Origin of the sequence: Fictibacillus nanhaiensis, assembly GCF_042686385.1 — a bacterium.
Taxonomy (GTDB): Bacteria; Bacillota; Bacilli; order Bacillales; family Fictibacillaceae; genus Fictibacillus; species Fictibacillus nanhaiensis.
This window is the reverse complement of record NZ_JBHUPF010000006.1, coordinates 2933174-2947057: the sequence shown is the minus strand read 5'-3', so window position 1 is coordinate 2947057 and position 13884 is coordinate 2933174. Positions and strand designations below refer to the sequence as shown.

The window sequence follows — 13884 nt, the reverse complement described above, 5'->3', positions numbered from 1 at the left end:
AGTAACATTATTTCCAGAGAGCTCTTGGGTGGTGGGAAAGAGCAATAATACCTTAACGAAAAAAGACTCTGAGCTTTGTACGGATGCAAAGATATCTTTGCTGATACTACAACGGGATCTCCCGTTATAGAGATAGGGTATACGCAAGTGATTCTTTTTCATTGTCGTACCTGAAGAGGTTGATATGGTGACATGTTAACAAACTGAGGTGGTACCGCGAATGCTAATAAGCTCTCGTCCTCAAGATGAATAATCTTGGGGGTGAGGGCTTTTTTTATTTTTCTTTTATAAAAAATGAGGAGTGATTTAAACATGCATTGGGCATTTCGTATAGCAGAAGAATTAATCAGAAAACACCCAGATCGTGAGACGTATGTTTGTGCGTCAGGCATCAGTCCATCGGGCTCGGTTCATATCGGAAATTTTCGAGAGGTGGTTACCACATACTTTGTTGTAAGGGCATTGCAACAGCTAGGGAAGAAAACGCGTTTTATCTTTTCATGGGATGATTTTGATCGTTTTCGTAAGGTCCCTAAAAATGTGGATCCTACTTTTGAGCAATACATTGGAATGCCATACTCAGAGATTACATGTCCGTTTGGGTGCCACAGGTCTTACGCTGAGCACTTTGAAAAAGAGTTTGAACAGTCATTGAGAGAGTTCAGGATTGTTCCTGATTTCATCTATCAAAGCAAGGAGTATGGGGCAAGAAGGTATCAATCTCAGATCGTTCATGCTCTTCAAAACCGCAAACAGATCTATGATATCTTAATGAATTTTAAATCTAGTGAACACAGTATAGAAGAGCAAGAGAGATTTTATCCAGTTAATGTGTATTGTGAAGTTTGCAGGAAAGATTCAGTACACATTCACAGATTTCAAGATGAAAGATTAAGCTACACTTGTTCATGTGGTCATTCAAACTCTATCGAGGTAGCACTAGCAACAAACATTAAATTGAATTGGAAAGTGGATTGGCCGATGAGATGGAAGGCAGAAGATGTGGTGTTCGAACCAGGTGGAAGAGACCATTCTTCTGCGACGGGAAGCTTTAATGTTTCCAAGGAGATTTCGTCGCGCATCTATAACTTTCAAGCACCAGAGTATGAACCGTATGATTTTATCAGTATTAAAGGATCTGGTGAGAAGATGTCGAGTTCTTCCGGAAACAATATTACACCCGGAGAGTTGTTGAAGATCTATACTCCAGAAGTAATCCTTTTCATGTTTGCAAAATATCAGCCGAATGCGCCTTTTCATATCGGGTTAGATGATGATGTGATCAGAAACTATACAGAGTATGAAAGGTTTAGCCTTGCAGACAAAGGTCGATTAAAAGAAGAGATTTCAGCAGCTTTGAAACTTTCTTCAGTACATTCAGGGATAAGACGTGAACCTAAATTCAGCCATGTGGCGAGTATATTGCCGCTTGTGAATTTTGAGGTCTCACTCGTTCGAGAAGTATTGGAGAGAACAGGGGAGGCGTATACGCTGAAAGAGATAGCTGGAGTTTGTGAGAGAGCTGAATATTGGTTGAAAAATTGCTGTTCAGAGAAAGTGCTTAAGGTTAATGAAGAAAAAAATCGAGAACATTTCGGGATACTTCAGAATCTGGAGAAAAAATGGATTGAGGGTTTTGTGCAGTTATTAAGGTCTGAGGCCGATCTTCAGAGTGATGAAGAGCTGATGAGAAGCGTTTACGATATATGTCATGTAGATGATCCCAAACTAAAGAAAAGTAACCAAAAAAGATTATTTAGCATGATATATCAACTGGTTTTGAACAGCAACAGTGGTCCTCGCATACCATTACTCATACATTCTGTTGGCAGAGAGCGGTTAATTGCTTTATTGGACTATCCAGTATAGGGTTTGACATGATAATTTGTCCGATCTTGAGGACTATCTATCCAATCTTAGCAATAATCTGTCCGATTCGTTGAGTAATCTGTCCAATCTCCATAATAATCTGTCCAAACTACACAATAATCTGTCCAAACTCAACGGCAAGTTATTTTAGTAGATTATATAAAAAGGTGACGCCACTAAAGCGTCACCTCACCTTATCATCATTTCTTCAATTCCTGACCCATACCCTTCAAAAAGTGAAGGCCAAAGCCAATCGCTCGATTAATATCAGGGTCCTTCAGCGACTTCACAAGATCGAACGCGCCAACCTTCTTATCACTCTCCACAAACTCTTCCCCTTGCTTCAAGCCTGTAACAACACTATCGAGCAGCTTCGCCGTTACTTCTGGATCCATTTTCGTCAGAACGCCAGCTGCACCCATCAAGTTGTTGATCATGTTCGTAACAGGTTCGCGGGTTGCTTGACCGAGTGCGATGCTTGCGATCTTATCTTTTGCGACGAGCATGGAGTTTGCTGCTTCCAATGCGCCGATTTTGTCTAGCTCACCAATAAAATCGAGCGCCTTTGTGAGCGCAGCATCTTTCTCAGCTAATGCTCTTTGCAATTCAACCAGCTTCTCTTGCTGAATTACCTCTTCGGTTTTTGTGTTCTTTTTGATAACCGTAGTTGGTTGTGCCATATGAATTCCGCCCCCTTACACTTCATCCGTCAAGTGAACATAACCCGGACGGTTCCATTTACGCTGTACTTCAACACCGTTTTGCGGAAAGCGTTTTTTATTTCTTGGGTTGTTGCCAGGTAGCTTCACTTCACCTTCACGGCTGATGATTTCCATTCGTACTTTCGTCTGTTTATAAGCTGGTGTATGTGTACGATGATCGACAGCTGGACCGGTTAAAAAGTTGATCGCAGTCTCGTTGTTCACGGAGTTCATCGGAAGGTACAGCTCGTTGTTTTTCACACGGTCTGTAACGAGTGCATTCAACTTTACGGCACCAAACGGCGAGATCAAGCGTACAACAGATCCATCGATAACACCGCGTTCTTCTGCAAGACTAGGTGATACTTCAACAAAAACATCAGGCACTTTATGCTGAATGCCTTTCGATTTATTCGTCAGATTGCCTTCATGAAAATGCTCGAGCATGCGTCCGTTGTTGATATGAAGGTCGAACTCTTCTGGAAACTCTGCCGGATGCATCCAGTCTGATAAGGCAAAGCGTGCTTTTTTATCAGGGAAATTAAAGCCTTCTGTGTAAAGAAGTGGTGTGCTTTTACCGCTAAAATCACCCCACAGGAAACTCCCCCAGCCTTCTAACACATCATAGTTTGCTTCGCCAAAAAGAGGAGAGAGACCCGCCATCTCTTCAAAGATTTCACTCGGATGACTGTAGTTCCAATCAGCACCCAATCTAATGGCGATCGCTTGAATGATTTCCCAGTCAGGACGAGATCCTCCTGTTGTAGGTAATGCTTGATACAAACGCTGCACACGGCGTTCCGTATTCGTAAATGTTCCTTCTTTTTCTAGAGAAGGAGCTGCAGGTAAAACGACATCTGCGTATTGTGCAGTTTTCGTTAAGAAGATATCTTGAACGACAAAGAATTCAAGCTGACTGAGCATCTCATGAACATGGTTGGAGTTTGAATCAACGAGCGCCATGTCTTCACCGACTAAATACATGGATTTGATCTCGCCCGTTCCGATGCCTTCGACCATCTGGATGTTGTCTTTACCAGGTTTGCTATCAATTGTTACGCCATATGCTTTTTCAAACTTCGCTCGAGCGAGGTCATCTGTAATATGCTGATACCCTGGAAGCCAAGCTGGTAATGTACCCATATCGCAAGCACCTTGAACATTGTTGTGGCCACGAAGCGGGTAAGCACCAGCACCTGGACGACGATAGTTGCCGGTTGCAAGCAGCAAATTCGAGATGGCAGCAGAAGTGTCACTTCCACCTGTGTTTTGCGTTACACCCATCCCCCAAAGAACGCAAGTGCCGTCAGCGTCACGAATCATTTTCGCCACATCAATGATCGTTTCTTGTGAAAGACCCGTAATTTCTTCTGCATAATCAAGCGTATATTTTTCAAGTACTTCTTTAAACTCGTCTAAGTAATGAACATTCTCTTCAATAAATTTCTGATCGTGCCAGCCTTGATCAATCATGTACTTGGTCACCGCCATGAGCCAAACTTGGTCTGTACCTTGCTTAGGACTCATGAAAATATCTGAGCGTTCAGCGAGTTCATGTTTACGAAGGTCCGCTACGATTAATTTTTGTCCGTGCAGTTTATGCGCACGCTTCACACGAGTGGCAAGAACGGGATGTCCTTCTGTCGGATTGGCACCAACGACGATGACAAGACCAGCTTGCGCAATATCCTGAATCGTTCCTGCGTCACCACCCATACCAACCGTACGGAACAATCCGTCGGTTGCAGGAGACTGACAATAGCGAGAGCAGTTGTCAACATTGTTCGTTCCGATGATCTGTCGCGCGAATTTTTGCATCAAATAGTTTTCTTCATTTGTTATTTTAGATGATGAAACAAAGCCAAGCGCGTTGCTGCCGTGTTTTTCTTTTATCGCGCTCATCTTATCAGCTATTACTGAAAGTGCTTCGTCCCAAGTGGATTCTACAAAAACACCGTCTTTACGAATAAGTGGTGTAGTGAGGCGTTCTTCGCTATTTACGAAATCCCAGCCGAACTTTCCTTTAACGCACGTGGAGATCGCGTTCACAGGACCTTCACTCGGTTCTACTTTTAAAATCTTTCTGCCTTTCGTCCATACTTCAAACGAACAGCCGACTCCACAGAACGTACAAACCGTTTTTGTCTTTTTCGTACGTGTTTCGCGCATAGCGGCTTCCACTTCAGAAATTGCGAAAATACCACTATATCCAGGCTCAACTTCTTTTACAAGTTCGACCATCGGCTCAAGTAGATCTTCTTTCAATCCTGTCATAAAACCCGCTTCGCCAAGCATTGATTTTTCCATAAGAGCGTTACACGGACACACGGTTACACATTGTCCGCAGCTGACACACGAAGAATCGTCGATACTTGATCCAGCATCCCATATTACGCGCGGGCGTTCGCGTTCCCAGTCTATGGATAGTGTTTCGTTTACCTGTAAGTTTTGACACACCTCTACACACTGACCGCACGTGATACATTGATTGGCATCATATCGGTAAAACGGGTGAGACATATCAAGGTCCACCAGTTCTTCTTTCGGTGAATAAGGAACCGCTTGATGTTCGATTTCCATCAGTTCTGCTGTGTTATGCAGCTTACAGTTGCCGTTGTTGTTATCACAAACCGTGCAATAGAGAAGATGGTTCTCGAGCAAGCGGTCCATCGCCTCATTCTGCGCATCCTTTGCTCTCGAAGAAGAACGTTCAATTGTCATACCGTCGAGTGCCATTGTTGAGCACGAACGCATCAGCTTGCCATCTACCTCCACGATACAGGTATCACATGTTTCGATCGGATCGACTTGTGGTGTATAACAAATCTGGGGGTGAGAAAGATCGTTTTTATTTATAATGTCGAGAATGGAAGTGCCAGAAGGAGCTTCGTATTTATTTCCGTCAATTGAGATTTGAATCAACTTATCCATTTCTATTCTTCCTTTCTGTTGATACTTAATCATCGTAAAAATGACTGATTGTACAAAAAAATCCACCACGAAAGCACAAATTCTATAGACGTACAGAAAATGTGAATTCATGGTGGAATAGTGTAATAGCAGGTCATACCATTAGGCCAATCCAGCATTAAATCTCTTTTATTGTTACTAAAAGATAGATCATTATGTAATTTACAAGATGGAGGAAAAAACAGTGTGAACGATTTTCTCTACCAACTTTTCTCTTTTATTATAGCGTTTACAGTTTAAAGAAACAACAAGACTTGTATTCTAGCTTTTCATTTTTATCACGTGCGAAAAGTAAGTACATCATGTATGATTAGTAAAAAATGGAGAAATAGTGGTGATGTTCGAATGACGAAGAAAGTGCATGACTTTAATGATATTATTCGTAAACTCCGTAAGAACTTATTAGGAAAAGGACCTGAAAAAATACATACGGTCTTTGTGGAAAACATGGCGATTTCAACCATGTACGGAAATTTAACACCAACTGAAAAGTTCATCGCCCGAACGGCTGAAGGCAAGGAGATGGTGCATGCTGCAAGGACGCGTCTGATTCAGGATGTATACGCAACAGCTCCACCAGAGGGGTTAGAAGATGTGACTGGTGCAAAATTCGTTCATCTGTTCTCAGATTTCAAAGTGGATGAAGACATGGCAGTGTCTGTATTTGTTTTTGATAAACCGATCGCGTAGCGAAGGGGTGATTGTCTATGAAACCGATTGTGACCAAGCGCAGCATTCTGCAGATTAAGAACGGACTTGCAGTGAACAAAGAAGACACTATTGTAACCGAGCTTCCTGTAACAATTAAAATCAATGGAGAAGAATTTGTTACGATGGTATGCAGCCCTGAATACATTGAGGATATGGTCGTAGGTTATCTCGCCTCTGAAGGAATCATCCGAAACTATAAAGATATTAAAGACCTATGGGTGCAAGAAGACGGTAGCTTTGTGCATGTGACAACTGATCGCTTGAACCCGGTCTATCAAAATCTGCAGAATAAAAGATACATAACATCATGCTGTGGCATGAGCAGACAAGGCTTTGTTTTTGCGAATGATGCACGAACAGCAAAAACGATGAATGAAGTCAGGGTGAGAGTTACGTCTGAAGATTGCTTTCGATTGATGCGAGAGATGCAGAAGGGGGCAGGGGTTTTCCAAGAAACAGGCGGTGTGCATAACGCAGCACTTTGTGATGTGAACGGAATTGTGCTGAGCCGGATGGACATAGGTCGTCACAATGCCCTTGATAAAATCTACGGATATTGCTTGAAAAATGATATTTTCATAGGGGATAAGATTCTCGTGTTTAGTGGGAGGATTTCTTCTGAGATCTTGTTAAAAGTGGCCAAGATCGGCTGTGAGATCGTCCTCTCAAAATCAGCACCAACAGAATTTGCTTTGCAATCAGCCGAAGAACTCGGAATCACTACAGTTGGATTTGTACGCGGAGATTCTATGAATGTGTATACACGCCCTGAGCGGATTGTTGTATGAGTCTAAGAGTTAACAGGCTGTTTTCGTAAACTTTGTTGCTTTTGGAAGTGTTGATTTCCGTTCCAGGCTTGCTCGCTTTCCACGGGGCAGGCGGTGAGCCACATTCGTACGTTTCACTCTTATGTGTCTCACCTGCCCCGTAGGAGTCTCGCACCTTCCACTCCAATCAACTGACAAAGATGACAAGGAGTAAAAAGCAACAATCTGTTAGAAAATAGCTTTCTATTAACATGATAATTAAAGAAAAACTGACGAAGTAGTTCTGTCCTATTGCGGAACTACTTTTTATTTTGAGAAAAAATGAACGAAATGGAATGTTCTTACCAATAGATAGTGAAAGGTAAAGGAGAGGTGAGAGTGGATACAAAAACAGAGTTTGAAGAACTTATACGACGTACGCGATCGGGAAGTAAACATGCTTATGGAGAACTGTATGAAAATACAGTGAAAGATGTTTATCAAACGGTTCATTTTTTACTAGACGATAAATCAGATGTTGATGATGTCGTTCAAGAAATTTATATAGAAGTACTAAGAAACTTACACCGTTTCAACACCGACAAACCATTTCGGCCATGGTTAAAAGGGATTGCGATCAAACAAATTTCTGCTTATAGAAGAAGGCGGTGGATCAGTTTTAGAAACTATCAAAAGATATCTAAACAACCTTCTGAGGTTGAAGATGATTTTTCTCCACAAGTCGTTGATGACCTTGTAAATAAACAACTTGTTCAGCTAGTAGAACAACTTCCTTTTAAATTGAGACAAGTCATAATCTTGCGCTATCTTAATGAGCATTCCCAAGAAGAGGTAGCGTCTATTTTAAAAATTCCAGTTGGAACAGTTAAGTCTAGAGTTCATACAGCACTCAAGAAGCTGCGTAAACAAGAAGAGTTAGGAAACATTTTTTTAAGAAAGGTGGAGAATGTTTAATGGCACATGTGAATGAGTTAAAAACCGCACTGAATGAAGAGGCTAGGAATGTTTGTCCACCACCTGAGTTAAAAAATAAGGTTATGAGTCAGTTTACACAAAAAAGAAATAGGGGCATGAAAAGATATGTTGCTGCCTTCCTTGTTGCGTTGTTTATCATTCCAACGAGTGCATTTGCGTATCAATCGTTGTTAGCAGACGGTTTATACGGTTCTTTTGCTAACGTGAAAAAACATGTGGCTTCAGCTACGTTAGAGGGTTACATGACTTTTGATGCAAAGCTTTCAGAAGCAAAAGGAGAAATGGGGAAGGAAGAGTATGAGAAGTTTCGAGAAGCATTAAATGTACTGACAGATGCAAAACTCAAGTATGGTGATCCATTTGGTAATATTAATTATGACCTGATGCCTAAAGAAGAAAAAGAAAAGATAAGAGTAAATTCTTTTGTACTTCAACCTTATTTTGATAAATTGAACGGTGATGTTCCGAGCAAGGAATTGCTTTCATCCTATGAATACAAATTATTTATTGATGCGCTCATGACATACGAAACCATTCTAGCAAAAGCAGAAATTGATACGAGTAAAGGACCCGTAGAGATCGAAAAATTACCTGTTGAATATCAAGAGCAATTTAAACTCACTCAGAACTTCATTCATAGTGTATATCAACTGCAAGAAGAGCAACAACAATAAATTTAGAAAAAAGCAGTTCCGCTGATTATAGCGAAACTGCTTTCTTGTTTTACCAACCGCGTTCTATCCAATTGTTTTGAACAACGGCTAATCGTTTTTTCTTTCCTCGCTCATCACTTCCATATACATCATCTACATACCACCCTCTACCGTTTACAGAACCATCGGTTTCATAGAGAAAGCGAACAAATTTTGATCCTTCAGGAAGTTTTAATTTCTCATGATCCCAAGTTTCTTTTTTTCCGCTATATGTGTTTGGTATGGTTGTCCACGTTTCATTATCACTTGAAACTTGAATGGTACCTTTGTCACTTCCATCTTCAATACTAAACCATTGGTTAAAATGAAGAGTATCTTGATTTTCACCGACTTCAAACGTTAATCCTTTTTTCAGGTTATCGCCATATCCTGCAAACCAGGCTTTATCTCTGTGATCAAGAGGAACAGATATCGCATCAGCTGTTAGTTGTGCGATTTTGCGTCGTATCGGATTCATGGAGACCGTCGCTCGAGACGGATGGACGCGATTCGTTAAGGTAAGTACAATCGTTTTATTCTTAGGAGAAACAACCATGGAGGTCCCGGTGTATCCAGTGTGTCCAAGTGTTTCTTCATTACTGAGAGCATCCATGTACCAACCTTGATTCAACTCCCAGCCTAGTCCGTGTGAGTTTGATGGAAACTGAGGCAGCTGGTTTTCCGTTAATAAGGAAACCGTTTCTGGCTGAAGAATCTGTGTTTTACCATACTTACCATTCTGTAAAATCATATGGCCGAAAATGGCGAGGTCTTTAGCGGTGGAAAAGACACCCGCATGTCCTGCTACACCATCTAAACTCCACGCATTCTCGTCATGCACACTGCCCCAAACCATGCCGCGGCCGATTGTTGGCTGATATTCTGTGGCAGCAATTCGGTTCCGAAGTTCTGCCGAAGGGTTGTACATCGTATCTTTCATTCCGAGCGGTTCAGTGATGTTCTTTTTTACATAGTCATCGAGACGTTGACCTGACAATCTTTCAACTAAAACACCAAGTGTAATTAAATTTAAGTCACTGTATGTATACGTTGTTCCAGGTTTATTTTTTAACCCATACTTTAAAGCAATTTGAAGTCGATCCTCGCGATTTGCTCCCATACTGTAAAGAGGAATCCATGCAGTAAACCCGGAAGTATGCGTCATGATCTGCCGGATGGTTACGCTCTCTTTTCCGTTTTCATTGAACTCTGGAATATATTTTCCGACAGGATCATCTAGATTGAACTTTCCTTGTTCGTATAGCTTCATTGCAGCTGTTGTGGTGAAGAGTTTAGAGATCGAGGCAATGTCAAAAATGGTTTCTTTTCTCATCTCAACAGGATCATCCATCTCTGTGAACTGATCGTCTATGTAGCGAGCGGAGTAGCCATATGCATCATGTTTTGCGATGCTTCCACTTCTAGCGATGAGAACGACAGCGCCTGGCATGGTTCGTTTCTCGATTTCGCTTTCAATAAACGGACCGATTTGCTCGAGCGATTCTCTTTTTAGTGAGGCACTTTCAGGTGTTCCCTGATGGAGAACAGGTGATGATTTAGAGGGCTGGTTCCAGTCGCCGTGATGTGTGCGATTATTAAGATTCGAGGAACCTTCTGCAAAAATAGCAGGAGTGAAACTGGATAACAACATGGCTGTACTTAGCATGGTACAAACTAAAACTCGTTTTCCGCTCATAAGTCATTCTCCTTATTCTGAATATTCTAACACTTACTTACAGTAGCAATATGTGGTAGTGGTGTCCATCACTCAGAAGTCCCACAGCATTTTGTACTAGTTAAATTGTAGAGAAATTGTAGGGGGTCTGACCCCGGGTCAGACCCCCTACAATTTAAAGGAACTTTTCATCTTTTCTCGAATAGTTACAGTGGACAAATAAGAGAGGAGATTACAATCGTGTTGTTACAGCTAGCACCTGCTTTTATCACATTTTTGTTAACCGTACTATTTGCCCCTCTGTTAATACTAACGTTAAAAAAACTAAAACTCACACAACCCATTCGAGTAGAACTTCCTCAAGATCATCAGGAAAAAAAGGGGACACCCTTAATGTTAGGAAGTGTGTTTTTTGTAGGAATTTTCGTCGCGCTTTATTACTACACGACAAGTCCCATCATGCTCTTTCTAATAGCAACGTTTATATTGTTTAGTTTTATAGGTTTTTTAGATGATTTTTGGAAAGCATCAAAACAAGATCCTGGCGGGGTATCAGGAAAAACAAAACTAAAATTCCAGTTCGCGTTCACCATTCTTCTCTTATATGTAGGCATCGATCTTTTCAATATTGATACAAGTATAAGGGTGACGGAATCATTGAACATTGTTCTTCCTTATATCATCTACCTCATCCTGATCACACTGTTTATTGTCGGGACAGCCAATGCTATCAATTTTACAGATGGAATGGACGGACTTCTAGGCATGGTTGCGATTCCTACATACTTCTTTTTCTTTGTGATCTCTGAGTATACGGAAGTAAAAGTCTTTTGCTTAGTCATGATTGCTACCATTCTAGGTTTCTTAATCTATAATTTGTATCCGGCAAAAGCGTTCATGGGTGATACGGGATCGCTTGCTATTGGAGGAACCTTATCTTTTCTTGCCATCATTGAGAACGTGGAGATCTTAATTCCGATCCTGTTCATTATCTATCTTGCAGAACAGCTTTCAGTCATCATTCAAGTCGCTTATTTTAAACGAACCAAAAAGAAGCTGTTCCGATTCACGCCCATTCATTATCATTATGGAATTAAGTATGGATGGTCAGAAAATATGATCGTAACGATTTTTGCGATGGTTTCGTGGGCCGCGTGTGGCATTTGTCTCATCTATTATGAGTTATTCATGTAAAACTAGTTAAAAAGGGTAATCCAATACCCTTTTAAGCTAGTTTTACTTTGTTTTTTGAAAAGATTACGGTGTGAACACGGCGATGAGGTGAAACCGAAGCATTTTCAGGTGGAACGAGGTTCATCATAGGTGAAAGTAAAGACATTAGCGGTTAATCCATATGAATCTCAGGTGAAAACACATCATTTACCGGTGAACGTGTAACAAAAATAAAAACACGTACCGTAAACCGTAAATCGAGGTAAACAATGATCATCTTCATCCACCACATAAATAATCAAAGGGCAGACTCTTAAGATGGAGTCTGCCCTTCACAGTCAATTTCCTACCAAATCTCCTCAGCCCATTCTGGGTGATCAATGAAAGGGTTGCGGTTATGCTGGAATTGTTCATAAATGATGTTGTTTCGGTTGCGTTCCCAGTTATCAACAGGATCTTGTTGGTGCCACTGTAGCAGCACTGACATTTTACCGTGATAAGGAGCCGTTCCGTTATTGACGTTGTTGTTCAATTCTAGTTGTGGTTCACCGCTGTCCCCTTCATAACGAACAGCCATGTAAAACAGCATGCGGGCAACGTCCCCTTTTACGGCATCGCGTGGTTCCCATGAGTCGCTGTCATAATAGTTGCCAAGAGCTTCGGAATGCTGTGTGCCACCGTTATCAAAATCAAGGTTTCCACGAGAGCTGTTTACACTCACATCCGTTGGGCGCAAGTGGTGGATATCCGTACCTGGACCCATGGCGGTTCCAAAATCACCATGCGACTTTGCCCAAACATGCTCACGGTTCCAATTATCTACTCCAGAACCGTTTGTTGTTTTGCTCTGTGATCGTCCCGTGTATAAAAGGATGACATTGTTGCTGTTGTTTGGATCTTGATCGGTTACTTTAAGTGCGTTCCATACGGCATCATATGAGAGTTCAGTATGATCATCAATAATATTGTGAAGAGCTGTCTTTAATGCTGCTCCTGTTTTTCCTTGAGCAGGATTATAATAGGATTCATCAAATGCTGGTGGGTCAGTAGGATCTGTCGGCGGATCTGTTGGTGTTGTACCCGATGCTTTTTCCATAGCTGTTGGATCTTTTAAGCCGGCATGTGAAAAGTAAGCCGCCAGAGTTCCCGTAACTTTAATGGACTGACCTTTTAAAGTAGGGTTTGTTTTTAGACCAAACTGTGATCGGTAAGAAGTTGGAATCTGAACATACACCATGTTAGCCGTGTTTGTTTCAGTAGGACTGTCTGCTAAAGCGAGTGCATAATCGTTTGGATAATTGCTTGTTACCACGGTTGTTGTTGCGGTAGGTTGTCCTACTACATAACCTTGAACCGTTTTTACAGAATTGTTCTGATTCGAAATACTTTGAGAAACTGAATAAGGACTAGACCACGATCCATCGCCAGCCGCTTGAAGAGCTGGTATAAATGCTAACGTGCTTACTACTAAAGCAATAACAACTGAGAAAAGTGAAAGAAACTTTTTGTTTTCATGCCTTTTCATCATCAACGCCTCCATCTATTTAGTTTTTACCCCTTGTAGCCTGAATTTCTAGTTGTTTCACATATTTCAAAATGTTGGTGAAACAGGTTTTATTCTACAATACTTTTATTAATTTCATTTTACAGATTTGTAAAACGAGAAAACTAGCTACAAAGGGAGGAACTAAATAGGCGTAAGAAAACAGTTAAATGGACCTAAAAATTAGTGCGATGTTCATTTTCACTTACTTTCTTACTGTGTAGCACCGTAATGAAACCGTCTAAAATCTCATGACTGATTGTGAAACCTTTACGTTGATAAAAGGATAGTGCGTCATCATTCCCATTGGATACAAAGATAAAATAATCATCCACTTCATCAAAAGAAGAGAGCCAGTTCATACACATACTAAATAGTTTAGAACCCACTCCAAATTGTCTGTACTCATCCTTAATATAAAACTGGGAAAGGCAACCGACTGCTTCTCTCTGAACAGAATTCATGTCAAAAAAGGTGGCAAAATCATTACGGTACACTTCTTTAGGAGAAATGTTTGCATACATGTAGCCAACAAGCTCATTTCTATCTTTAACTACAACGATATAGTTATGCATGGCTTTATGTACAGATGGAACCAGGCGTGTGTCAAAATTCATAGAGTCAAATAATTCAGGGCGGATAACCGCTTTTGCTTTTTGATACTTCATGAGTTCATTGCAAAGTTCTCGGCATACATCAATCTCATGATCAGGAATAACTTCGTAGTGTAACTCCATTTTAATCACTCCCAAGCGTAGTTCATTACGTTATAATTTTAGTACATAGAAAGACGAAAACAAGTATGCAG

General features: G+C 41.0%; 11 protein-coding genes and 1 other annotated feature (1 of these 12 running past the window's edge). Of the genes, 6 read left to right on the top strand and 5 right to left on the bottom strand.

Annotated elements, in window-relative coordinates:
- Positions 1–245 (top strand) — a binding site (T-box leader) (it extends 28 nt beyond the left edge of the window).
- Positions 246–312: 67 nt separating this feature from the next.
- Positions 313–1869: a lysine--tRNA ligase gene (lysS, locus tag ACFS5O_RS18850; protein WP_205725587.1), complete on the top strand. Its 1557-nt coding sequence runs from the start codon at positions 313–315 to the stop codon at positions 1867–1869.
- Between the two features lie 200 nt (positions 1870–2069).
- On the opposite strand, the gene ACFS5O_RS18845 is transcribed toward lysS, so the two are convergent.
- Complete coding sequence (locus ACFS5O_RS18845; protein WP_205725588.1) at positions 2070–2549, bottom strand: helical membrane plugin domain-containing protein; 480 nt, start codon at positions 2547–2549, stop codon at positions 2070–2072.
- Positions 2550–2564: 15 nt separating this feature from the next.
- Entirely contained in the window at positions 2565–5534 is a 2970-nt protein-coding gene (gene fdhF / locus ACFS5O_RS18840; protein ID WP_379839674.1) for a formate dehydrogenase subunit alpha, read from the bottom strand.
- A gap of 351 nt (positions 5535–5885) precedes the next feature.
- Here fdhF and ACFS5O_RS18835 point away from each other — a divergent pair, with 351 nt between their 5' ends.
- The 4 genes from ACFS5O_RS18835 to ACFS5O_RS18820 all read left to right on the top strand — a co-directional run bounded on the left by ACFS5O_RS18835 (position 5886) and on the right by ACFS5O_RS18820 (position 8667).
- A complete protein-coding gene (locus ACFS5O_RS18835) occupies positions 5886–6230 on the top strand; it encodes a Na-translocating system protein MpsC family protein (RefSeq protein WP_066392122.1) in 345 nt (114 codons plus the stop codon).
- Positions 6231–6247: 17 nt separating this feature from the next.
- Entirely contained in the window at positions 6248–7039 is a 792-nt protein-coding gene (fdhD, locus tag ACFS5O_RS18830; RefSeq protein WP_205725590.1) for a formate dehydrogenase accessory sulfurtransferase FdhD, read from the top strand.
- 357 nt (positions 7040–7396) lie between these two features.
- Entirely contained in the window at positions 7397–7972 is a 576-nt protein-coding gene (locus tag ACFS5O_RS18825) for a sigma-70 family RNA polymerase sigma factor (RefSeq protein WP_205725591.1), read from the top strand.
- Positions 7972–8667: a DUF3600 domain-containing protein gene (locus tag ACFS5O_RS18820; protein ID WP_205725592.1), complete on the top strand. Its 696-nt coding sequence runs from the start codon at positions 7972–7974 to the stop codon at positions 8665–8667. Before ACFS5O_RS18825 ends, ACFS5O_RS18820 begins: the two co-directional genes overlap by 1 nt.
- Before the next feature lie 49 nt (positions 8668–8716).
- On the opposite strand, the gene ACFS5O_RS18815 is transcribed toward ACFS5O_RS18820, so the two are convergent.
- On the bottom strand, positions 8717–10381 hold the full coding sequence (locus ACFS5O_RS18815; RefSeq protein WP_318300159.1) for a serine hydrolase domain-containing protein: 1665 nt from the start codon (positions 10379–10381) through the stop codon (positions 8717–8719).
- A gap of 219 nt (positions 10382–10600) precedes the next feature.
- Between ACFS5O_RS18815 and mraY the strand changes: the two genes are divergently transcribed.
- On the top strand, positions 10601–11554 hold the full coding sequence (gene mraY, locus ACFS5O_RS18810) for a phospho-N-acetylmuramoyl-pentapeptide-transferase (RefSeq protein ID WP_205725593.1): 954 nt from the start codon (positions 10601–10603) through the stop codon (positions 11552–11554).
- 325 nt (positions 11555–11879) lie between these two features.
- On the opposite strand, the gene ACFS5O_RS18805 is transcribed toward mraY, so the two are convergent.
- Positions 11880–13058, bottom strand: coding sequence for an endonuclease (locus ACFS5O_RS18805; RefSeq protein ID WP_205725594.1), 1179 nt, complete (start codon positions 13056–13058; stop codon positions 11880–11882).
- Positions 13059–13252: 194 nt separating this feature from the next.
- Positions 13253–13813, bottom strand: coding sequence for a GNAT family N-acetyltransferase (locus ACFS5O_RS18800; RefSeq protein ID WP_205725595.1), 561 nt, complete (start codon positions 13811–13813; stop codon positions 13253–13255).
- Between the last annotated feature and the right edge of the window lie 71 nt (positions 13814–13884).